16 protein-coding genes are annotated in these 21,649 nt (G+C 74.1%); 10 read left to right on the forward strand and 6 right to left on the reverse strand.

Going from position 1 to position 21,649, the window contains the following annotated elements; genetic code table 11:
- The first annotated feature begins 124 nt into the window (after positions 1-124).
- The 4 genes from ACFZB9_RS09935 to ACFZB9_RS09950 all read left to right on the forward strand — a co-directional run bounded on the left by ACFZB9_RS09935 (position 125) and on the right by ACFZB9_RS09950 (position 4,253).
- A complete protein-coding gene (locus tag ACFZB9_RS09935; RefSeq protein ID WP_391445917.1) occupies positions 125-748 on the forward strand; it encodes a transglycosylase SLT domain-containing protein in 624 nt (207 codons plus the stop codon).
- Between the two features lie 161 nt (positions 749-909).
- On the forward strand, positions 910-2,010 hold the full coding sequence (locus tag ACFZB9_RS09940; protein ID WP_391445417.1) for a sugar ABC transporter substrate-binding protein: 1,101 nt from the start codon (positions 910-912) through the stop codon (positions 2,008-2,010).
- 87 nt (positions 2,011-2,097) lie between these two features.
- The gene (locus ACFZB9_RS09945; RefSeq protein ID WP_391445419.1) at positions 2,098-2,883 is read left to right on the forward strand and encodes an ATP-binding cassette domain-containing protein; all 786 of its coding nucleotides are present in this window, start codon (positions 2,098-2,100) and stop codon (positions 2,881-2,883) included.
- Between the two features lie 101 nt (positions 2,884-2,984).
- Complete coding sequence (locus ACFZB9_RS09950; protein ID WP_391445919.1) at positions 2,985-4,253, forward strand: sugar ABC transporter permease; 1,269 nt, start codon at positions 2,985-2,987, stop codon at positions 4,251-4,253.
- Between the two features lie 34 nt (positions 4,254-4,287).
- Here ACFZB9_RS09950 and ACFZB9_RS09955 read toward each other — a convergent pair whose 3' ends face one another.
- Complete coding sequence (locus ACFZB9_RS09955) at positions 4,288-4,584, reverse strand: hypothetical protein (RefSeq protein WP_391445421.1); 297 nt, start codon at positions 4,582-4,584, stop codon at positions 4,288-4,290.
- Between the two features lie 152 nt (positions 4,585-4,736).
- On the opposite strand from ACFZB9_RS09955, the gene ACFZB9_RS09960 reads away from it, so the two are divergent.
- Entirely contained in the window at positions 4,737-5,027 is a 291-nt protein-coding gene (locus ACFZB9_RS09960) for a helix-turn-helix transcriptional regulator (RefSeq protein ID WP_391445423.1), read from the forward strand.
- 5 nt (positions 5,028-5,032) lie between these two features.
- On the opposite strand, the gene ACFZB9_RS09965 is transcribed toward ACFZB9_RS09960, so the two are convergent.
- Complete coding sequence (locus ACFZB9_RS09965) at positions 5,033-5,440, reverse strand: nuclear transport factor 2 family protein (RefSeq protein ID WP_391445425.1); 408 nt, start codon at positions 5,438-5,440, stop codon at positions 5,033-5,035.
- A gap of 118 nt (positions 5,441-5,558) precedes the next feature.
- Between ACFZB9_RS09965 and ACFZB9_RS09970 the strand changes: the two genes are divergently transcribed.
- A complete protein-coding gene (locus ACFZB9_RS09970; protein WP_391445427.1) occupies positions 5,559-6,467 on the forward strand; it encodes a LysR family transcriptional regulator in 909 nt (302 codons plus the stop codon).
- On the opposite strand, the gene ACFZB9_RS09975 is transcribed toward ACFZB9_RS09970, so the two are convergent.
- From ACFZB9_RS09975 to ACFZB9_RS09985, 3 genes are all read right to left on the reverse strand, one after another.
- A complete protein-coding gene (locus ACFZB9_RS09975) occupies positions 6,445-7,848 on the reverse strand; it encodes a VWA domain-containing protein (RefSeq protein ID WP_391445429.1) in 1,404 nt (467 codons plus the stop codon). The two genes, ACFZB9_RS09970 and ACFZB9_RS09975, sit on opposite strands and share 23 nt — an antisense overlap.
- Complete coding sequence (locus ACFZB9_RS09980; protein ID WP_391445431.1) at positions 7,845-8,726, reverse strand: AAA family ATPase; 882 nt, start codon at positions 8,724-8,726, stop codon at positions 7,845-7,847. The genes ACFZB9_RS09975 and ACFZB9_RS09980 overlap by 4 nt, the downstream gene beginning before the upstream one ends.
- A gap of 82 nt (positions 8,727-8,808) precedes the next feature.
- Positions 8,809-10,389 (reverse strand): alpha/beta fold hydrolase, encoded by a 1,581-nt coding sequence (locus tag ACFZB9_RS09985; RefSeq protein ID WP_391445433.1) that lies wholly within the window; start codon positions 10,387-10,389, stop codon positions 8,809-8,811.
- A gap of 116 nt (positions 10,390-10,505) precedes the next feature.
- Between ACFZB9_RS09985 and cpt the strand changes: the two genes are divergently transcribed.
- The 3 genes from cpt (at position 10,506) to ACFZB9_RS10000 (ending at position 12,271) form a co-directional block, all read left to right on the forward strand.
- A complete protein-coding gene (cpt, locus tag ACFZB9_RS09990) occupies positions 10,506-11,027 on the forward strand; it encodes a chloramphenicol phosphotransferase CPT (protein WP_391445921.1) in 522 nt (173 codons plus the stop codon).
- An 89-nt stretch (positions 11,028-11,116) separates the two neighbouring features.
- Complete coding sequence (locus tag ACFZB9_RS09995) at positions 11,117-11,497, forward strand: hypothetical protein (RefSeq protein WP_391445435.1); 381 nt, start codon at positions 11,117-11,119, stop codon at positions 11,495-11,497.
- A gap of 153 nt (positions 11,498-11,650) precedes the next feature.
- Complete coding sequence (locus tag ACFZB9_RS10000; protein ID WP_391445437.1) at positions 11,651-12,271, forward strand: response regulator transcription factor; 621 nt, start codon at positions 11,651-11,653, stop codon at positions 12,269-12,271.
- An 87-nt stretch (positions 12,272-12,358) separates the two neighbouring features.
- Here the strand turns inward: ACFZB9_RS10000 and ACFZB9_RS10005 are convergent, their stop codons facing one another.
- Entirely contained in the window at positions 12,359-13,558 is a 1,200-nt protein-coding gene (locus tag ACFZB9_RS10005; RefSeq protein ID WP_391445439.1) for a tryptophan dimethylallyltransferase family protein, read from the reverse strand.
- Between the two features lie 543 nt (positions 13,559-14,101).
- On the opposite strand from ACFZB9_RS10005, the gene ACFZB9_RS10010 reads away from it, so the two are divergent.
- Positions 14,102-21,610, forward strand: coding sequence for an amino acid adenylation domain-containing protein (locus ACFZB9_RS10010; RefSeq protein WP_391445441.1), 7,509 nt, complete (start codon positions 14,102-14,104; stop codon positions 21,608-21,610).
- The last annotated feature ends 39 nt before the right edge of the window (positions 21,611-21,649 follow it).

Genomic DNA, 21,649 nt, shown 5'->3' on the forward strand with positions numbered 1-21,649 from the left:
GGGCATCCACCGGCAGTTCACCCAGTAGCGTAAGGGAACAGACCGGACGGAAGGCGGGGTGGCGCGGGTGCGCAGGTACGGGCGAGCGGTGGCCGGGGTGGCCGCTGTGCTGGCGTTGGGGTTCATGGTCCACGGCGTACGCGGCGGTGACCACGGCACCGCCGGACCGGCCGGCGCGAGCCCGGCCACCGGCTCGCCCGCCCCGGGCTCCTCGGCGACGCCAGGGGGCGGCGGCGCCGCCACACCCGCGCCCAGCGCCTCCGCCTACGACCCCGCCCACTACGCCACCCAGGTCGAGGCCCGGGCCACCCAGGCCGGGATAGACCCGCAGCTGCTGATGGCGATCCTCTACAACGAGTCCTACAAGCCGCACGACCCGGCCACGGAGCGCGCCTGGCAGCAGCTCAAGCCCGACGCGGCGTTCGGGATCGCCAACATGCACCGGGCCGCCTTCGACGACACCAAGGTCGGCCGCGACTTCGCCAGCCGGCAGTGGGAGCAGCTGCCCGACGACCCGGACCTCGCGGTCGAGGCGGCGGCCTGGTTCCTGCACGACCTGGGCGCCCAGCTTCCCGCGCACCCAGCCACCTCGCTCAACCGGGACGAGCTGCTGGCGCTCGGCTACAACGCCGGGGCCGGCAACATGCTGGCCTTCGCCCGCGGCACCGCGCCCGGCTCGGCGGCCCGCTCCTACCTGGACCAGCTGCACGCCAACTGGGACAAGGCCGCGGCCGCCCTCAAGCAGTAGCGGGCCGCTGACGTCCTCTCACGTCGTCCCCGCCGGCCGCACCTGACATTCCATCATCAGAGCGATGCCGCTCCTCGTTCGGCGCAGTCCGGCTCGTGCCGCCGGTGCCCTGTTCGCAGACTCGGTCACGGGGGGTGACCGGGACCACGAGAGGCATCTTCATGAAGATCGTTCTGCGCCGGGCGGCCGTCGCCACCACCATCCTCGGTCTGGCCGTCGGCGCGAGCGCCTGCGGCAGCGCCAAGAAGTCCACCAGCAGCGCCGGCGCCAGCAGCTCGACGGCCGCGCTGAAGATCGGCCTGCTGCTGCCGGAGTCCAAGACGACCCGGTACGAGCAGTTCGACAAGCCGCTGATCGAGGCCCAGATCAAGCAGCTGGCCCCGAACGCGACCGTCGACTACTACAACGCCAACCAGGACGCCACGGTCCAGCAGACCCAGGTGGACACCGCCCTCACCAAGGGCGACCAGGTGCTGATCCTGGACGCGGTGGACGCCAAGGCGATCCAGTCCTCGGTCCAGAAGGCCCACGACGCGGGCGTCAAGGTGGTCGCCTACGACCGGCTGGCGCAGGGGCCGGTGGACGCCTACGTCTCCTTCGACAACACCAAGGTGGGCCAGCTCCAGGGGCAGGCGCTGGTCGCCGCGGTGGGCGACAAGGGGGGCAGCGGCCAGATCATCATGATCAACGGGTCGCCGACCGACCCGAACGCCGCACAGTTCAAGGCCGGCGCGCACAGCGCGATCGACGGCAAGCTGAAGATCGGCAAGGAGTACGACACGCCGAACTGGGACCCGAACAACGCCAACCAGGAGGCCGCCGCCGCGATCACCGCGCTGGGTGCGCAGAGCGTGGTCGGCGTCTACTCGGCCAATGACGGCATGGCCGCCGGTATCGCCACCGCGCTCAAGGCCGCCAACCTGAGCGTGCCGCTGACCGGCCAGGACGCCCAGCTGGACGCGGTGCAGCGGATCCTGGCCGGCACCCAGACGATGTCGATCTACAAGCCCTACAAGCCGGAGGCGGACACCGCCGGCAGCATGGCGGTCGACCTCGCCACCGGCGCCGCGATCACCGCCTCGGTGGCCCCGACCACCGCCACCAGCGGCAGCGGTACCAAGGTGAAGTCCGACCTGATCACCCCGGTGGTGCTGACCAAGGACAACATCAAGACCACCGTGGTGGCCGACGGTCTCTACACCGTGGCGCAGATCTGCACCCCCGACTTCGCCGCCGACTGCACCGCGGCCGGACTGCAGTAGCCGCCGCACGCGGGTGAGGTGACCTGACGGTTCCGCAGCGGGCGGGACGGCGGGCCGGGCGGCAGAAGGCGGAAGGGAGCGGCTGCGATGGCAGGCGAAGGTCAACCGGTGCTGGCCCTGCGCGGGGTCTCCAAGCGGTTCGGTGCGGTGCAGGCGCTGACCGGTATCGAGCTGGAGGTGTACACGGGGGAGGTGCTCGCGCTGGTCGGTGACAACGGCGCGGGCAAGTCCACCCTGGTCAAGGCGATCGCCGGGGTCAACCAGCCGGACGAGGGCGTGATCGAGTGGCAGGGCCGCCCGGTCACCGTCCACCGGCCGCAGGACGCCCAGCACCTGGGGATCGCCACCGTCTACCAGGACCTCGCGCTCTGCGACAACCTGGACGTGGTCGGCAACCTCTTCCTCGGGCGCGAGCTCAAGCGCTTCGGGGTGCTGGACGAGGTGGCGATGGAGCAGCGCTCGCGCACGCTGCTGGACACCCTGTCGATCCGCATTCCCAGCGTCCGGATCCCGATCGCCTCGCTCTCCGGCGGCCAGCGCCAGGTGGTGGCGATCGCCCGCTCGCTGATCGGCTCGCCCAAGGTGGTCATCCTGGACGAGCCGACCGCCGCGCTCGGCGTCGAGCAGACCGCGCAGGTGCTGGATCTGGTCGAGCGGCTGCGCGAGCAGGGCCTCGGCGTGATCCTGATCAGCCACAACATGGCCGACGTGATGGCCGTCGCGGACCGCGTCGCGGTCCTGCGGCTGGGCCGCAACAACGGGGTCTTCGACCGGCGCTCGACCACCCAGGAACAGATCATCTCGGCCATCACCGGCGCCACGGACAACGCCGTGACCCGCCGTCAGGCCCGCGGGACGGAGGGCACCCAGTGAGCGACGACCCCAACACCCCGCCGGAGGACGGACGCTTCGAGGAGGGCCGGTTCGAGGAGGGCCGCCACGATGAGCGGCGCCACCAGCTGCCCGAGGACGCGATGCCCACCGGCGGGGTCAACGCGCCCGTCCCGGTGGCCGCCGAGGCGATCCCGGCGGTGGACCCGCGGCTGATCGTCCGCCAGGAGGGCCTCAAGGGCTACCTCGGCGAGTTCCGCCGCCGGATCAGCAGCGGTGAACTCGGCTCGCTGCCCGTGGTGCTGGCGCTGATCGTGATCTGGGCCGTGTTCGGCAGCCTGAACAGCAGCTTCCTGTCCGCGCAGAACCTCTCCAACCTCTCGCAGCAGATCGTGGGCACGGGGATGATCGCGATCGGCGTGGTCTTCGTGCTGCTGCTCGGCGAGATCGACCTGTCGGTCGGCTCGGTCAGCGGCCTGTGTGCGGCGATCTTCGCGGTGCTGGACGTCACGCACGGGGTGAACCAGTGGCTGGCGCTGATCGTGGCACTCGCGGGCGGCGCCGTGGTCGGCTTCATCCAGGGCGTCTTCTTCGCCCGGGTCGGGGTGCCCGCCTTCGTGGTCACCCTGGCCGGCAACCTGGGCTGGAACGGGCTGATGCTCCAGGTGCTCGGCGCCAACGGGACGGTCAACCTCTCCGGCCGGGACATCGTCTCCCGGCTCTACAGCACCATCTACGGCCAGGAGATCGCCGCCTACGGGCTGGCCACCGCCGGGGTGGTGCTCTTCCTGGCCGCCTCGCTGCTGGACTCCGCCCGGCGCCGCTCGGCCGGCGTCCCGTCCCGGCCGATCGCCGAGATCGCGCTGCGCACCATCGCGCTCGCCGTGGTCGGCTACCTCGCCGCCTACACCCTGAACCAGTACAAGGGCCTGCCGCTGGCCCTGCTGGTCTTCCTGGTCTTCATCGTGGTGCTGGACTTCGTGCTGCGCCGCACCGGCTACGGGCGCAAGGTCTTCGCGCTCGGCGGCAACATCGAGGGTGCCCGGCGGGCGGGCATCAACGTGGTCTGGATCCGGATCTCGGTCTTCACCATCTGCTCGACGATGGCGGCCGTCGGCGGCCTCTTCCTGGCCGCGCAGATCCAGTCCGCGAGCCAGACCTCGGGCAGCGGCAACCTGCTGATGAACGCGATCGCCGCGGCCGTCATCGGCGGCACCAGCCTCTTCGGCGGGCGCGGCAAGACCTGGTCGGCCCTGTTGGGCGCGCTGGTGATCGGTTCGATCCAGTCGGGGATGAACATCGAGGGGCTGAGCAACGCGATCCAGTTCATGATCACCGGTGCGGTACTGCTCGCCGCGGTGGTCATCGACTCGCTGGCCCGGCGCACCCAGAAGGCGGCGGGACGGGCCTGAGTACGACCCGTGCGCCCGATGATGCGTCAGATCGTCATCGGGCGGCCCGTGTTGCCTGCGGGCGGTCACCGGCCGGGGCGTCCGGCCAGGCCTGCGCGATGTGTTGAAGGCGGTCCCACAGCTCCTCGGCGTAGGCGTGGAGGGACGGGGCGGAGATCGTGCCCGCCTCCACGGCCGCGAGATAGGCCTCGATCCCGGCGACGGCGTGGCGCACGGTGCGGCGCACCGGCTCCACCGGTGCCCCGCCCTCGGGTTCGCCGGTCGGCTCTGCGAGACGGGCGTCCAGAAACCTGGTCAGCCGCTCCAGGCTCTCGCGGCTCACACGTTCCACCGGCCCCAGCCTCCTCCGCGCAGCCCCGCCTTCGCAACGTGCATGGCGATGCCACGTCCTGACTCTCCGCCGGTTCGGCTGACATGTCAACCAATGCACGTATTCGATGTCATGTTTCATTTGGTGTGAAACGGACGCCATATCCTGGTGACGTGAACGACAGCTCGCCGTCCCGGCAGTGGACCTTCCTGACCAACCACGCCCGCGTGCTGGTCCAGATCGCCCGCGACCCCGGGATCCGGGTCCGGGACATCGCGGCCCAGTGTCTGCTGACCGAACGGGCCGTGCAGCGCATCATCGTCGACCTCGAAGACGCCGGCTACCTCAGCCACGAGCGGCGCGGGAGGACCAACCACTACCGCGTCATCGACGCCAAGCAGTTGCGCCACCCGGCCGACAGCGGCCTCACGCTCGCCGGACTCCTGGCCGCACTGCTGCGCTGACCGGCTCAGACGAAGAAGGCGTTCATCCCCGGCACGTCGGAGAGGTAGGTCTCGATCGAGCGGATCCGGCCTTCGTGCAGGAAGCAGACGGTGGACAGGTACTCGTCCAGCACCCGGCCGTCCCGCTCGGCGGTGTTGTGCAGCGACAGGGCGACGTTGTCGCGGCTGTACAGCGGGCGCAGGAACTCGAAGTCGACCCCGTAGCTCGCGATCAGCTGGACCCGCTCGACCACGGCGTCGACGCCCTGGGCCGTTCCGGAGATCCTGTTGTCGCCGGGCAGGGTCCAGCTGGCGTCCTCGGTGAGCAGGGAGCGGAACAGCGCCCAGTTGCCGGTCTGCAGGCTGATCCGGAAGTCCTCGACCAGGCGGAACTTGGCCGCATCGGTCATGGGGTTGGCGGGTTGGTCGGACATGGTGGGTCCCTTCGGGCGGGGGTGTGGTCTCCTGCTGTCCGTCAGCATTGCCGGGTGGGGCGGCGAACGGAAATACCGTCCTGACCTGCGGATCATGCGTGGTGTGCATAATGCCGGGATGACCCTGGAAGAGCTGCGCTGGTTCCTCGCCGTCGCCGAGACCGAACACGTCACCGACGCCGCCGCGCTGGTCGGCACCTCGCAGCCGACGCTGTCGCGGGCCATCGCCCGGCTCGAACGCGGGCTCGGCACCCCGCTGTTCGACCGCGACCGGCACCGGCTGCGGCTCAACGACTACGGCAAGGTCTACCGGCGCCACGCCCGGCGGGCGCTGGCGGAGCTGGAGGCCGCCGAGGACCGGATCGCCGCCCTGCTGCGCCCGGCCGAGGACACCCTGCGGCTGGCCTTCGTGCACTCGCTCGGCGGCTGGCTGGTGCCCGAACTGCTCGGCGCCTACCAGCGCGAGTCGCCGGGCACCGGCTTCACCCTGCACCAGGAGTCGGCGGCGGGGGTGCTCGAACTCGTCCTGGACGGCTCGGCTGAGCTGGCCGTCATGGCGCCGCGTCCCTCCGGTGCGGGGTGGGGCTGGCTGCCGCTGCGCGAGGAGCGGTTGGCGCTCTCGGTGCCCGAGGGGCATCCGCTGGCCGAGCGGTCCGCGGTGCGGCTGACCGAGCTGAACGACGAGCGGTTCATCATCATGCGGGACTCGGCCGGACTGCGACAGATCACCTGCCAGATCTTCCACCAGGCGGGCGTGACGCCCTCGGTGGTGCTGGAGGCCGACGAAGTGGCCACCATCCGCGGCATGGTGGGTGCCGGGCTCGGGGTGGCCGTGCTGCCCGCCGGGGACGGGCGGGCGGCCCCGCAGCCCGGGGTGCGGGTGGTGCCGCTCGCCGAGCAGGACGCCTACCGCGGCATCGGGCTGGCCTGGCGCGAGGACCGCCCGGCCACGGCACCGTGCCGGCGCTTCCGGGCCTTCGCGGCGCGGCTCGCGCAGCAGCCGGTCACACCGGCAGCAGACGAGTGACCAACTCGCCCAGCTGGCGGGCGTTCCGGCAGGGCTGCATGGCCACCAGGCCCGCGTAGCCGAGCGCCGCCGAGTCGCCGGTGGACCACAGGGCGGGCTGCTCGGGGTTGAGCCAGTGCACCCGGCGGGCCCGCTTCGCGATCTGGGCGAGGGCGGGCAGGTTGGGGTCGCGGCGGTTGTTGCGGGCGTCGCCCAGGATCAGCACCGAGGTGCGCGGGGTGACGGCCTCCCGGTAGCGGTCGGCGAACTCGCCCAGCGCCGAACCGTAGTCGCTGTAGGGGTGGTAGCCGATCACCGCGGCCTCGGCCAGGATCCGCCGGGCCAGGCCGCCCGGGTCCGCGGTGCCGGTGGTGACCAGGTGGGTCACCTCGTCGACCCGGTTGACGAAGGCGAAGACCCGCACCCGGCTGAACTCCTCGCGCAGCGCCTGGACCAGCAGCATGGTGAAGTCGGCGAACCCGGCCACCGAGCTGGACACGTCGCAGAGCAGCAGCAGTTCGGGGCGCTGGGGGCGGCGCTGCCGGTAGGCGGGCCGCAGCGGGACCCCGCCGGTGCCCAGCGAGCGGCGCACGGTGCGGCGCAGGTCGATCCGGCCCCGGGCGGCCCGGCGCCGCCGGGCGGCCAGCTGGGTGGCGAGCTTGCGGGAGAGCGGGCGCACCGAGCGGCGCAGCTCGGCCAGTTGGTCACGTCCGGCGAGCAGGAAGTCGATCTGGTCGACGCTGGGTGCGACCGCTCGGCGGGCGATCTCCTCGATGCCGCGCTCCTCGGCGGTGCGGCGGCGGGCCTCGGTGGCCACCAGGCCGCGGAAGGCCTCGATCCGGCGACGGATCTCGTCCGGCTCGATCCGGTCGGTGAGCGCGTCGGGCGGGGCATCGGGGCGGCCGGCGCGCAGCGCGGCGAGCACCCGGGCCAGCAGGATCTGCGGGCGCAGCCGGTCCAGCGTCTGGTGGGCGGACCAGCCGCCCGCGCCGGGCGCCGCGCCCTGAGCCGGCGACGCGCCGTACTGGCCCAGGGCCTGCACCGCGCGGCCGGCCAGCCGGGCCATCGCCGCGTTGTCGCCCGCGGCCAGCGCCTCGGCCAGGTGCTCGCGCAGCTCCTCGACGCTGTCGGTGGTGGCCGGCCCGGCCGTGCTCGGCTCGCCGACCGAACCGGGGAAGTACAGGTCGAAGGTGGCGTCGAAGACCGGGCGCTGACCCTGCCCGCGCAGCAGCGCCGCCGCCAGCCCCTCGCGCAGCCGCTCCCGGTCGGCCAGCCCGAGCACGGCGAGCACCGCGGCCGCGTCCACCGTCTCGCCGGGCCCCACCCGGACCTGGTGTCCGCGCAGCGCGTGCACGAAGCCGGTCAGCCGCTCGGGCAGCGCGCGCTGCTGGGACCCGGTCACGCCGAGGCCAGGGTCAGCTTCTCGACCGCCCGGCGCAGGTCCTCCTGGTGCTTGAGGATCACGCCCAGGCTGTCGCGGACCACCGCGTCGTCCAGCGAGTCGGCGCCCAGCGCCAGCAGCGTCCGGGCCCAGTCGATGGTCTCGGCGACCGAGGGCGCCTTGCGCAGCTCCATCGCCCGCAGCGCGCCGATCACCTTGACCACCGACTCGGTCAGCGCCCGGTCCAGCTGCGGCACCCGGGACCGGACGATCCGGCACTCCAGCTCCTCGTCGGGGAAGTCGAGGTGCAGGAAGAGGCAGCGGCGGCGCAGCGCCTCGGAGAGCTCGCGGGTCGCGTTGGAGGTCAGCACCACGAACGGGCGGCGCTCGGCCGTGATGGTGCCCAGCTCCGGGACGGTCACCTGGAAGTCGCTGAGCACCTCCAGGAGCAGCCCCTCCACCTCGACGTCGGCCTTGTCGGTCTCGTCGACCAGCAGGACGGTGGGCTCGGTGCCGCGGATCGCGGTGAGCAGCGGGCGTGGCAGCAGGAACTCCTCGCTGAAGATGTCGGCCTTGGCCTCCTGCCAGCTCTCCTCGCGTCCGGCGGTGATCCGCAGCAGCTGCTTGGCGTGGTTCCACTCGTAGAGCGCGCGGGACTCGTCCACGCCCTCGTAGCACTGCAGCCGCACCAGCCGGGCGCCGGCCACGGCGGCCACCGCCTTGGCCAGTTCGGTCTTGCCGACCCCGGCCGGGCCCTCCACCAGCAGCGGCTTGCCAAGCCGGTCGGCGAGGAAGACCGTGGTGGCGACGGCCGTGGAGGCCAGGTAGCCCACCTCGGCCAACCGCGCCGACACCTCCTCGACGGAGGCGAAGAAGCCCGTGTGCTGTTCACCGGTCATGCTGACGAACTCCCGCCTGTGGCGCGCCTCGCGGACGCATCGTCCTCGCACTGTAGCGGCTGGGCGGGCCGGCGCACGAGGATCAGTTACCGGCGGGTAGCCGGCCGCTGAGCAGGAAGGCGGTGAACGGGTCGGCCACCTTCGGGTCGGCGAAGTTCACGCCGTGGCCGGTGGCCTCCAGGGTGACCATGGTGGCCCGGTGGCCGAAGGCGCGCAGGGTCTGCCGGGCCCCGGCGTACGCGGTGTCGGGGTCCTGGTGGTTCTGCAGCATCAGGATGTTGCGCGGGCCGATCGGGTCGGCCCGCACCGGGGGCTCGGTGGGCTGGTAGTGCCAGGAGGCGCACGGCCAGACGTTGCCCGGCATGCCGTTGCTGAGCGGGTAGCGGATCCGGTCGGCGGCGGTCCGCGCGGCGTAGTAGCCCGGATCGCGTGGCCAGGGCGTGTCGTTGCAGATCACGGCGTCCTGGGCGGCGACGAAGTTGTCCGGGATCACCATCGGCAGCGTGCCGCCGCCGCCCGGGCCGGGGGGCGGCAGCACGCCGGTGTCGGCAGCCTGCCAGACGCGGGCGGCCAGCGGGTAGTAGGCGCCGTTGGTCAGCACCGAGAAGGTCAGGGCCCGGAACGCGTTGCCGTCCAGCACCCGGCCCTCGCTCAACCGCAGCGGCGCGCGGTCCAGCTTGGCGGCCAGCCGGAAGTAGCCGGCGCGGACCGCCGCCTGGGTGGCGCCCAGGTGCAGGGTGGCGTCCTGCTGGGCCAGGTAGGCCGCCAGCGCCGGGAAGGACTGCTCGGTGCCCAGCCCGTACAGGCTCACGCCCTGCTCCACGCCGCCGGGGGCCACCGTGCTGTCCAGCACCACCTTGTCGGTGTGCGAGGCGAACATCGTGGCGTAGATCTGGCCCAGGTAGGTGCCGTAGGAGGTGCCCAGGTAGGAGATCTTCGGCACGCCCAGGGCGGTGCGGATCCGGTCCAGGTCGCGGGCGGAGTTGACGGTGCTGATGTCGCCGAGGTAGTCGCCCTGGGTCGCCGCGCAGGTGTCCGCGACCCGCTGGGCGAAGGCCAGGTTGCCGGAGATGTCGCCGTCGGGCGCCGGGTAGGGGTAGTTGAGCTGGGCGGCCCGGTCGGCGGCGCTCAGGCCGCAGTGCACCGGCGTGCTGTTGCCCACGCCGCGCTCGTCGAAGCCGATCAGATCGTAGGAGTTCATGACGGCGGACGGCAGGATGCCGAGCATCTGGCTGGGGTAGTCCAGGCCCGAGCCGCCGGGGCCGCCCGGCACCACGACGAGGTCGCCGAGGCGGTGGGCGGGGTCGGCGGTGCGGATCCGGGAGACCGTGAGGGTGATGCTGCCCGCGCCGGGGTGCCGGTAGTCGCGCGGCACCTGCAGGGTGGCGCACTGCTCGCGGGGGTCGCGCGGGTAGTCGGTGCCGTTGGCGAGCGGGGTCGGCGCGGGGCAGGCGCCCCAGGCGAGCGGGGCCTGGCCGGTGCGGCCGAGCCCGGCGCTGCTCCGGTCGGCGCTGCTCCGGTCGGCGGTGGTCGGGGCAGCGGTGGCCGGCTCGGCCAGGGCGCCGCCGAGCAGCAGGGTGGCGGCCAGCAGCGCGCCGCCGGCCGGCAGCGCGCCGGCCCGGCGGGTGGTGCGTGGCCGTGGTGGGCGGTGTACGGAGGTCATGCGCCCGACCGTAGGAGAGTTGACCGACCGTCACCTGGACCCCAGGGTGGAGAACCGGGTCCATTCCGTTCTCCACCCTGGGGTGGGTCCGTTACGGTGGCGCGGTGAAAACCGACATGATCATCCTCAATGGCGGCTCCAGCTCGGGCAAGTCCGGCATCGTCCGGTGCCTGCAGGCGGTGCTGCCGGACCCGTGGCAGGCCCTCGGGGTCGATACCTTCGTCGAGTCGCTGCCCGCGGCCATGCGCTCCTCCTCGGCCGGAATCGAGTTCGCCCCGGACGGCGAGGTGCAGGTCGGGGCGGTGTTCCGGGAGTTGGAGGCCGCCTGGATCGAGGGGATCGCCGCGATGGCGCGCGCGGGGGCCCGGGTGATCGTGGACGAGGTGTTCCTCGGCGGCGCGCAGTCCCAGCAGCGGTGGCTGCGGGCCCTTGCGGGACTGGAGGTGCTCTGGGTGGGCGTGCGGTGCCAGGGCGCGGTCGCGGCCGGCCGGGAACTGGCGCGCGGCGACCGGACGGTGGGGATGGCCCAGACGCAGGCGGAGTTGGTGCACCGGGGGGTGCGCTACGACCTGGAGGTGGACAGCACGCGCCGCGAGTCGCTGGAGTGCGCGCGGCTCATCGCGGCGCGGGTGCACTGAAGGGGGATCCGCCGAACGTCCGTCCCACTCAGGGCTGACTCCAGGGTGACGGGCGTGACCCGCGGCGCCCGCGCGGGGTTGGGCTGGGCGTGAACGACTGCGAACATACCGGTCGGCTGCCGGCCACCCGGACCACCTGGGCCCTGCTCCACCCGCTCCTGACCGCGATCTCGCAGGCCGGGGTCCCGTTCGGGGCGGGCGATCTGGAGCGCCTGCACGACGCCGCCGCGCTGGGGCCGGACTTCGTCCAGGCCCTGACCCGCTGGATCATCGCCGCCCATCGGGCGGCACCGCCCAGCGGGCCCACGGTCTGGGTGGCGGGGCACACCCCGCGCGTCCAGCTCACCCCGGTACCGGCGCCGCTGCCGGTGCCCGCGCCGGTCCGGGCGCCGCTGCCGATGCCGTTGCCGCCGGCCGTTCCGCCGGGGGTGGCCGACCGCCGGGCGGGGGGAGACCGCCGGGCCTCCTGACGGTCCGTCAGCGCTGTTTTCCGGGCCGGGCCCTGGGGCGGGTGTGCCCGGTGAGCAACCGCAGGCCGCTGCCGATGCGTAGTAAGGGGTGGTACGGGATGAATCAGCCGTGCCCCCGAGCTCGACGAGGACTCCAGGAAGGCAGGTGGGCCGGTGTCCGCCCTAGCGGTTCTGACCAAGGCACCCGATCCGATCTCCCGGGCCGGACTGGACAGTTATCTGCGGGCCGCCCCAGGGGTGACCCTGGTGGCGGACCGGCCGGCCGACCGGCGCTGCACGGTGGTCCAGCTCACCGCGGCGGTCAGCCGCGACCTGTTGCGCGAGGCCCGTGCGCTGCTGCTCGACCCGAGGATCCGGCTGGTGCTGATCGTCGAGCGGCTGCGGGAGGACGAGTTGCTCGACGTGGCGGCCAGCGGGATCTCGCACCTGCTGCTGCGGCAGGAGGTCACCCCGGGGCGGCTGCTGCGGGCCGTGCACGGGGCGCACAGCGGCAGCAGCTCGCTGCCGCCCGGACTGCTGAACCAACTGCTCGACCAGGTCCACCGGGTGCGGCAGGGCGCGGCGGGCGCGGCGGGGTCCGGGCAGTCGCTCGACGAGCGGGAGATCGCGGTCCTGCGACTGGTGGCCGAGGGGTGCGACACCGCCGAGATAGGAGCCAGGCTCGGGTACTCCGAGCGCTGGGTGAAGAACATCCTGCACCGGCTCACGAGCCGGCTGAACCTGCGCAACCGCACCCACGCGCTGGCGTACGCGATGCGCCGGGGGCTGGTCTGAGACGTCCGGCCCCGGTTTCCAAGCCGCCGCCACGCGGGGCGGCTGCTTGGAAGCCGGGGACCGGGCGGGCACCGGTGAGCCCTCGGATCAGCCGAGTTCGTCGTCCGCCCGGTAAGTGCCGGGGGCCAGGTAGATGGAGAAGCGCGCCGCGTCGCCGCCCCGGTAGGACATGAAGTTCTGGGTCAGCGAGCGGGACAGCGGCCGGTCGGCGAGGTCGTCGAGCAGGGCGACATAGGGATCGGCCGAGGCCGCGCCCTCGGCCCGCAGGAAGGCCGCCACCCGGTCGCGGGCCGCCGCGTCGCTGTCGTGCACCGGGATCAGCGGGACGTAGAGGGTCGCGCTCGGACGGTCGTGCCGGGTGTCCAGGGTGAAGGTGGTGACGGGGGGCTTGCGCTGCCAGGCGGCCGCGTCGTGCGGGCCGTTGATCTGGTGCAGCGCGCGGGTGAACAGGCCGGGCACGTGGTCGTGGGCGACGGCGGCCTTGGCGTCGATCTCCGCGGCGCTCACCCCGGAGTGCGCCAGGTACAGCTGCGCCCGGAAGTCCTCGCCGCCCACCAGGTCCACGGCAATGGCGACGGGCTCGTGGGCGGGGGAGAACGCGCCGCCGAGGTGGTCGACCAGGGCGCGCCAGGGGCGCTCCAGGCCGAGGCGGAACATGGCCTGCTCGGCGCGGTCGGCGGACTGCTCGCGGCCGGCCACCGCCGGGTTGAGGAAGATCTTGTACTCGGGATGGGCCCCGGGCCGCCAGGCGACCGCGTGCGCCATGGTGAAGAAGCCCTGCGGATCGTCCTCGACGAAGAGGTCCTCGATGCTCAGCAGGCGGTCGACGGCGACGCCGGGCCGGCCGGCCAGCCGGCGGGTGAGGGCCATCGCCGCGCGCATCCGGGAGACCGCGGTGCCGTCGCCCGGCGGCTCCAGGGAGAGCCGGACGCCCGCGGTGCCGTTCACCCACGCGACCGAGGGCTCGAAGGGCATGCCGTCGATGGCGACCCAGCAGGCGCGCGCGGGGGGTGTGCCGACCGGCAGCCGGCCCCAGGGCTCGGTCAACTCCTGGAGCAGGGCCAGGATCGACGCGCGGGTCTCGCCGGTGAGCCCCAGGCTCTGGTGGGCGCGCCAGACGCGGTCGGTGGCGACCTCGGCGTAGCTGTCCGTCGGCAGGTAGCGGGTGGAGTCGAAGCGCAGCGGGCGTCCGATCATCTCGGCGATGACACCGGTGTCGGGGCTGAAGCCGGCGGCCGGGCTCAGGTCGGCGGTGGCCGTGCCGGGGTCGGTTCCGTAGGCGTCCATCGGGTCTCCCTGTCTCCCCGGGGCGGGGGTGTGGGCGGGGTGAACGAGGTGTGTGTGGTTTCTGGTTCTCCCGGGGCACGCTGGAGGGACTGAGGAGTGCTGGGGTGGGAGTGGCGCGCCGGGCCGAAACGAGCGCGATCTTCTCATCGGGTGGCGGTTCAGGTCCGAGTTTTGCCCAAGCTTGTCGGCTCTGGATCGTCGACGGGCACATGTTCCGGCCAATATGACTGACCATGCGTAGCCGCTCGGCTACTCGTCCGGAGGTCGGGCGAGGGCCGTCGGGTGCGGTGGAGATTGCCTGGCCGGACGTGCCACAGCCATATGCGCACGGGGTTTGCCCGCGGTGACGGCGCGGTTGGCGGCCTGTGCGCGAGAAGAGCCGAAAACATGAACATGGCGCTCCGCATAGCGGCGGAGTTTGGCATGATCGCTACACGACGTCGAACAGTATGCGCACCAGGACTGCCTGGTGCCCTTCCGTGTGCCTTCGAACCGGACGCCGTCGCCGCGTTCCGGGGTCCCGCGCAGAGGAGTTCGTGACACGTGCCCGCCCAGCGCCCCTCCCATCAGCCCCTTTCACTGCCGGCGGCCTTCGCCCGGCAGGTCGAGCGCACCCCCGGCGCGACCGCTCTGGTCAGCGGTGACACGGTACTGACGTACCGTCAACTCGCTGCCCGAGTCCGGCTGCTGGCCCAGCGGCTGGCGGCCGAGGGGGTGCGCCCGGAGGAGCCCGTAGCGGTCCTGGCCGAACGTTCGGCCGACCTCGTGGTGGCGCTGCTCGCGGTCGCCGAGTCCGGTGGCTGCTACCTGCCGCTGGACCCGGGCCAGCCCGCCGCCCGACTGGACGGGATGCTGGCACGGAGCAGCGCCCGGCTGCTGCTGACCACCGAGCCGGCCACGGCGCCCCGGATCGGCGAGGGGCTGCGGATCCTCCCGGTCACCGCGGCCGCGCGCGCCGACGGGCACCGGCCCGCCGCGGATCGCCCGGGGGAGTCGGCCCTGGCCCTCGGACCGGTCGAGCCGGGGCAGTTGGCCTACCTGATGTTCACCTCCGGCTCCACCGGCACGCCCAAGGGCGTCGCGGTCAGCCACCACAACGTGGTCGCCCTCGCCCAGGACCCGGCCTTCCACGGCGGCGCGCAGCAACGCGTCCTGCTGCACTCGCCGCACGCCTTCGACGCCTCCACCTACGAGCTGTGGGTACCGCTGCTCTCCGGCGGCACGGTGGTGGTCGCGCCGCCGGGCGCGCTGGACGCACGGGCGGTCGCCACCGCCGTCGCCGAGGCGGGCGTCACCGCGCTCTGGGTGACGGCCGGGCTCTTCTCCGTCCTGGCGGAGGAGGACCCCGAGTGCTTCCGTGGCGCGCGCGAGGTGTGGACCGGCGGGGACGCCGTTCCGCCGGCCGCGGTGCGCCGGGTGCTGGCCGCCTGCCCCGGCCTCGCCGTGGTCAACGGCTACGGGCCCACCGAGACGACCACCTTCGCCACCTGCCACCGGGTGGCCGAGACCGGCGGGCTCGGCACGGTGACGCCGATCGGCGCCGCGATGGCCGGGATGCGCACCCTGGTCCTTGACCCGCGGCTGTGCCCGGTCGAGCCCGGGGAGGTGGGCGAACTCTACCTGGGCGGCACCGGATTGGCCCGCGGCTACTGGCTCAGCCCCGGCCTGACCGCCGAGCGCTTCGTCGCCGACCCGCAGGGCGGGCCCGGCGCGCGGCTGTTCCGCACCGGCGACCTGGTGCGCCAGGACGCCCAGGGGAGGCTGGAGTTCGTCGGCCGGGGCGACGAGCAGGTGAAGATCCGCGGCTTCCGGGTGGAGCCCGGCGAGGTGGCGGCCGTGCTCGGTGCGCACCCCGAGGTGGCCCAGGCCGCGGTGGTGGTCCGCGCGGACGGGGCCGGCCAGAAGCGGCTGGTCGGCTACGTGGTGCCGGCCGAGCGGAGCGGGCCCCGGACCGGAGAGCAGGGGACGGCCGGCCCGGACCCGGTGGCCGAGTGGCAGGAGATCTACGACACGCTCTACCGGCGCGCCGCCGAGGCGCGGTTGGGCGAGGACTTCTCCGGCTGGAACAGCAGCTACGACGGCCGGCCGATCCCGGCCGAGCAGATGCGCGAGTGGCGCGACGCCACCGTGGCCCGGATCCGCGAGCTCAACCCGCGCCGGGTGCTGGAGATCGGGGTGGGCACCGGCCTGCTGCTCTCCCGGCTGGCCCCGCACTGCGCGTCCTACTGGGGCACCGACCTGTCCGGGCAGGTGATCGAGGCGCTGGGCTCGCTGGTGCGCCAGGACCCGGTGCTGGCCGGGCGGGTCGAGCTGCGGGCCCGGGCCGCCGACGACACCGAGGGCCTGCCGGCCGGCTTCTTCGACACGGTCGTGATCAACTCGGTCAGCCAGTACTTCCCCGACGGCCGCTACCTCGCCGAGGTGCTGACCAAGGCGGTGGCGCTGCTCGCCCCGGGCGGTGCCGTCTTCGTCGGCGACGTACGGCAGTTGCGGCTGCTGCGCGCCTTCCACACCGACGTCCGGCTGCGCCGGGACGAGCTGCCCGAGGACCCCGAGCTGATCCGCGCCGCCGTCGAGCAGGCCCTGGTGCGGGAGAAGGAGCTGCTGGTCGACCCGGACTTCTTCGCCGAACTCGCGCGCACCACACCCGAACTGGCGGGCAGCGAGGTACGGGTCAAGCGTGGCCGGTACGTCAACGAGCTGACCCGCTACCGCTATGACGCGGTGCTGCGCAAGGCCACCGCGGGGGCGGGTGAACCGGCGCCGCAGGCAGTGGAACTGATCTGGGGTCAGGACCTCACCAACCCGGCCCAGTTGGCCACCATGAGCGGCCGCGAGCTGCGGGTGACCGGAGTGCCGGACGCCCGGCTGGCGCCCGTCGCGAAGGCCCTGCGGGCCCTGGAGGCGGCCGGGCCGGGGGACCGGATACCGGTACTGGGGCCGCTGGACGACGCCGAGAGCGCCGACCTGGAGGCGTTCCACGCGGTGGCCGAGGAGCTGGGCCTGCGCGCCTCGGTGAGCTGGTCGGCCACCGCCTCGAACGCGCTGGACGTGACACTGACCGCGCGCCGCCCCGGCGAGCCCGGCCCGCAGCTGCCGCCGCCCGCCGGGGCGCCGGCGACCGCGCTGGTCAACGCCCCCGCGACCACCCGCGACACCGGCGCGCTGCTCTCCTCGATCCGCGCCTTCCTGCGTGACCGGCTGCCCGCCTACCTGCTGCCCGCCGCCACCGTGGTGCTGGAGGCGCTGCCGCTGACGCCCAACGGCAAGGTGGACCGCCGCCGGCTGCCCGAGCCGGACACCGGCGGCACCCCCGGCGGGCGGGCGCCGCGCGACCCGATGGAGCGGCTGCTCTGCGAGCTGTTCGGCGACATCCTGGGCGTCTCCCGGGTCACCATCGACGACAGTTTCTTCGCGCTCGGCGGCCACTCGCTCTCCGCCACCCGGCTCAGTGCCCGGCTGCGCTCGGTCCTCGGCCTGGAGCTGCCGGTGCGCACGGTCTTCGAGACGCCCACGGTGGCCGGTCTGGCCGAGGCGGTGCATCTGGCCTCGGCCGGCGAGCGCCCCGCGCTGACCGCGGCGCCGCGGCCCGGGACGGTCCCGCTCTCCTTCGCGCAGCGCCGGCTCTGGTTCCTCGACCAACTGCACAGCCAGGGCGCGGCCTACCACGTGCCGCTGGTGCTCGACCTGGACGGCGAGCTGGACCGGCCGGCGCTGGAGGCGGCGCTGGCCGACCTGCTGGCGCGCCATGAGAGCCTGCGCACCGTCTTCCCCGCCGTCGCGGGGGTGCCGCGCCAACTGGTGCTGGAGGGTGCCGCCGCCCGGCCGGAGCTGGAGAGCGTCGAGGTCGCGCCCGACGGGCTGACCCAGGCACTCGACGCCGTCGTCCGGCAGCCCTTCGACCTGGCGCGTCAGGTGCCGGTGCGGGCCAGGCTGCTGCGCACCGCGCCCGACCGGCACGTGCTGGTCCTGGTGATCCACCACATCGCCTGCGACGGCTGGTCGTTGGCGCCGCTCTGGCGCGACCTCGCCGCCGCCTACACCGCGCGCCGCGCGGGCCGGGCGCCGCAGGCCGAGCCGCTGCCCGTGCAGTACGCCGACTACACCCTGTGGCAGCAGCGGCTGCTGGGCGAGCAGGACGATCCGCAGTCTCTGACGGCACGTCAGCTCGCCTACTGGAGCGGCGCGCTGGCCGGCCTGCCGGAGTGCGTCGAGCTGCCCGCCGACCGCCCTCGGCCGCCGGTGGCGAGCCAGCGCGGCGACACCGTGCACTTCACCCTCGACGCCGACCTGCACCGGCGGATCACCGAACTGGCCGAAGCGGCCGGCGCCAGCCCGTTCATGGTGCTGCACGCCGCGCTGGCGGCGCTGCTCACCAAGCTCGGCGCGGGCACCGACATCGCGATCGGCACCCCTGTCGCCGGGCGCACCGACCACGCGCTCGACGCGCTGGTCGGATTCTTCGTCAACACGCTGGTGCTGCGCACCGACACCGGGGGCAACCCCGCCTTCCGTGACCTGCTGGCCCGGGTCCGCGAGGGGGACCTGGCCGCCTACGCCCACCAGGACGTGCCGTTCGAGCGCCTGGTGGACACCCTCGCCCCGAGCCGCGGCCTGGCCCACCACCCGCTCTTCCAGGTGCTGCTGGCCCTGCAGAACGCCCCGCAGGGCGCGCCGCAGCTGCCGGGGCTCGACGTGGCGACCCGCGAGGCGGGCACCGGGGCCTGCCGGTTCGACCTGTCGATCAGCCTGCAGGAGCGGCACGGTCCCGACCGGCGGCCGCTGGGCATGACCGGGGTGGCCGAGTACAGCACCGACCTGTTCGAGCGCGAGGGCGTCGAGCTGCTGCTGCGGCGCCTCACCCGCCTGCTGACCGAGGTCACCGCCGACCCCGCCCGCCGGCTGGGCACCCTGGACGTGGTGCTGCCCGCCGAACGCGAGCGGCTGCTGGCGCGCAGCGGCGACCGCGGCCACGACGTGCCGCCGCGGACCCTGCCCGAGCTGTTCGAGGCCCAGGTCCGGCGCACCCCGCGGGCCACCGCCGTGCTCTACGACGACGGCACGGGGCCGGTGCGCACGCTCAGCTTCCGCGAGCTGGACCTGCGCTCCAACCGGCTGGCCCGCTACCTGATCGCCCACGGGGTCGGCCCGGAGCGCTTCGTGGGGATCGCGCTGCCGCGCACCATCGACTCGGTGGTGGCGACCCTCGCGGTGCTCAAGGCGGGCGGCGCCTACCTGCCGCTGGACGCCGACTACCCGGCCGCGCGGCTCGCGTTCATGGCCGAGGACGCCCGGCCCGCGGTGCTGCTCACCGACTCGGCCACCGAGCTGCCGCTGCCCGCCATGGCGCGGGTGCCGCGGCTGGTGATCGACGCGCCGGGGACCCGGCAGGCGGTGGCCGGCCGGCCGGCCACCCGGATCACCGACGCCGACCGCACCCGGCCGCTGAGCTGCGGACACCCCGCCTACGTCGTCTACACCTCGGGCTCCACCGGCCGCCCCAAGGGCGTGGTGGTGACCCACTCGGGGATCGCCGGGGTGGCCGCCGCGCAGCTGCGGCGGTTCGGGGTGACCACCTCCAGCCGGATCCTGCAGTTCGCCTCGCACAGCTTCGACGGGGCGGTCTGGGAGCTGTGCGGCGCGCTGCTGACCGGGGCGACGCTGGTGATGGCGCCCGCCGACGTCGCGGCGCCCGGACCGGCGCTGACCGCGCTGGTGGAGCGGCACCGGATCAGCCACGCGACCCTGCCGCCGGCCGCACTCAGCGTGCTGGAGCCGGCCCAGCTGCCCTCGCTCACCTCGATGATCGTCTCCGGTGAGGCCTCCTCGGGCGAGACGGTGCGCCGCTGGTCGGCCGGGCGCCGGTTCCTCAACGGCTACGGCCCCACCGAGACCACCGTCTGCGCCACCCTCAGCGCCCCGCTCGAAGGCGGCGCCACGCCGCCGATCGGCCGGCCCACCGTCAACGCCCGGGTCTACGTGCTGGACCGGGACCTGACCCTGGTGCCGCCCGGCGTGGTGGGGGAGCTGCACGTCTCCGGGGCGGGGGTGGCGCGCGGCTATCTGCACCGGCCCGCGCTGACCGCCGACCGCTTCGTCGCCGACCCGTTCGGGGCGCCGGGCAGCCGGATGTACCGCACCGGCGACCTGGTGCGCTGGAACGGCGTCGGCGAGCTGGAGTTCATCGGCCGCGCCGACGGGCAGGTGAAGATCCGCGGCTTCCGGATCGAGCCGGGCGAGGTGGCGGCCGCGCTGGGCACCCACCCGGGCGTGGCGCAGGCGGTGGTGGTGCCGCGCGCGGACCAGCGCGGCACCACCTTCCTGAGCGCGTACGCCGTGCCGGTGGACGCGGCCTCGCCGCCGGACGGCCGGGAGCTGCGGGCCCACCTGGCCGGCCTGCTGCCCGACTACCTGGTGCCGGCCGTGGTGCTGGTGCTGGACGCGCTGCCCGTCGCGGCCACCGGCAAGATCGACCGGGCCGCGCTGCCGGTGCCCGACTTCGCGGCGCTCTCGGCGGGCCGGGAGCCGCGCAACCCGCGCGAGCGGATCCTGTGCGAGCTGTTCGCCGAGGTGCTGGGGGTGCCGCGGGTCACCATCGACGACAGCTTCTTCGCGCTGGGCGGGCACTCGCTGCTGGTGCCCCGGGTGATCAGCGGGATCCGCCGGCGGCTGGGCGTGGAGTTGGCGGTGCGCACGCTCTTCGAGCGGCAGTCGGTGGCCGCACTGCTCGCGGCGGTCGACGGCACCGCCGAGGACGGCACCGCCGGCGGCCCGACGCCGGCGCAGCTGGCCGCGGACGCGGTGCTCGACCCCGCGATCACCGTGCGCCACGCGGCCGGAGCGGCCCCGCGCCGCACCGGGCCCGCCCGGCGCGCGGCCGGCGGGCGGGAGAACCTGCTGCTGACCGGCGCGACCGGCTTCCTCGGCGCCTTCCTGCTGCGCGAACTGCTCGACCGCACCGGCGCCGACATCCACTGCCTGGTGCGCGCCGAGGACGAGGCGGCGGCCCACCGGCGGATCCGGCGCAACCTGACCGAGTACGGGCTGTGGAACGAGTTCTCCCGCCGCCGGATCGTGCCCGTGCCCGGCGACCTGGCGCGGCCGCTGCTCGGCCTGGGCCGCGAGCGGTTCGATCAACTGGCCCACCTGGTCGACGCGGTGTACCACAACGGGGCCCAGGTCAGCGCGGTCGACCCCTACGCCCGGCTGCGGGCCGCCAATGTGACGGGCACTCAAGAAGTGCTGCGGCTGGCCGCGTTGGGGGATCCGGTGCCGGTGCACCACATCTCGACGGCCGCGGTGTCGGTCGCCGCGGACGAGCGGTCGGTCGCCGTCCCCGAGTCGCGCCGGCTCGGTGCCCACGAGGTGATGGCGGGCGGCTACCCCGAGAGCAAGTGGGTGGCCGAGGAGCTGGTCTGGGCGGCCGGCGAGCGCGGCCTGCCGGTCAGCGTCTACCGGTGCGGGCGGGTGAGCGGCCACACGGTCAGCGGCGCCGGCTCCCACCGGGACGTCTTCTGGCAGCTGGTGCGCGCGATGCTGGTGATCGGCGCCGTGCCACTGGCCGCCCCCGGCCTGGACGACTCCGGCCGGGCCGCCCCCGGCCAGGTCACCGCGCCGGTGGTCGACCTGGTGCCGGTGGACTGGACCGCCGCCGCCATCGTGCGGCTCTCCCGCCGCCCCGCCGCCACCGGCCTGGCCCACCACCTGGTCTGCCCGGCGCCGGTACCGGTGAGCGAGGTCCTGGACCAACTGCGGTGCTACGGCTACCGGCTGGAGCCCATGGCGGCGGACCGCTGGGTGCGTACCCTGCACGAGCGCGCGGAGGCGGACGCGCGCACCGGGACCGGCACGCTGGACGGGGCGGTGCTGCTCGCCGACACCCTGCCCGCGCTCGCCCGGCTCGGACAGGTGCGCCTCGATGCGGCCAACACGCTGGCCGGATTGGCGGATTCGGGCCCGGCCTTCCCGCCGCTGGACGCCGCGCTGCTGCGCGCCTACGCCGACTACTTCATCACCTCGGGTTTCTTCCCGCCCCCGCCGGCCGGCCGCTGACCGCCCCGGCCACCCCATGGACCCCCGGTGCACCACCAG

Origin of the sequence: Kitasatospora sp. NPDC008050 (genome assembly GCF_042957465.1) — a bacterium.
In the GTDB taxonomy this organism is placed as follows: domain Bacteria; phylum Actinomycetota; class Actinomycetes; order Streptomycetales; family Streptomycetaceae; genus Kitasatospora.

Bases quoted from the DNA above. Each gene is read 5' to 3' on its own strand.
- ACFZB9_RS09935 (WP_391445917.1), top strand. From the start codon at position 125: ATGGTCCACGGCGTACGCGGCGGTGACCACGGCACCGCCGGACCGGCC.
- ACFZB9_RS09940 (WP_391445417.1), top strand. From the start codon at position 910: ATGAAGATCGTTCTGCGCCGGGCGGCCGTCGCCACCACCATCCTCGGT.
- ACFZB9_RS09945 (WP_391445419.1), top strand. From the start codon at position 2,098: ATGGCAGGCGAAGGTCAACCGGTGCTGGCCCTGCGCGGGGTCTCCAAG.
- ACFZB9_RS09950 (WP_391445919.1), top strand. From the start codon at position 2,985: ATGCCCACCGGCGGGGTCAACGCGCCCGTCCCGGTGGCCGCCGAGGCG.
- ACFZB9_RS09965 (WP_391445425.1), bottom strand. From the start codon at position 5,440: ATGTCCGACCAACCCGCCAACCCCATGACCGATGCGGCCAAGTTCCGC.
- ACFZB9_RS09970 (WP_391445427.1), top strand. From the start codon at position 5,559: ATGACCCTGGAAGAGCTGCGCTGGTTCCTCGCCGTCGCCGAGACCGAA.
- ACFZB9_RS09980 (WP_391445431.1), bottom strand. From the start codon at position 8,726: ATGACCGGTGAACAGCACACGGGCTTCTTCGCCTCCGTCGAGGAGGTG.
- ACFZB9_RS09985 (WP_391445433.1), bottom strand. From the start codon at position 10,389: ATGACCTCCGTACACCGCCCACCACGGCCACGCACCACCCGCCGGGCC.
- cpt (WP_391445921.1), top strand. From the start codon at position 10,506: ATGATCATCCTCAATGGCGGCTCCAGCTCGGGCAAGTCCGGCATCGTC.
- ACFZB9_RS10005 (WP_391445439.1), bottom strand. From the start codon at position 13,558: ATGGACGCCTACGGAACCGACCCCGGCACGGCCACCGCCGACCTGAGC.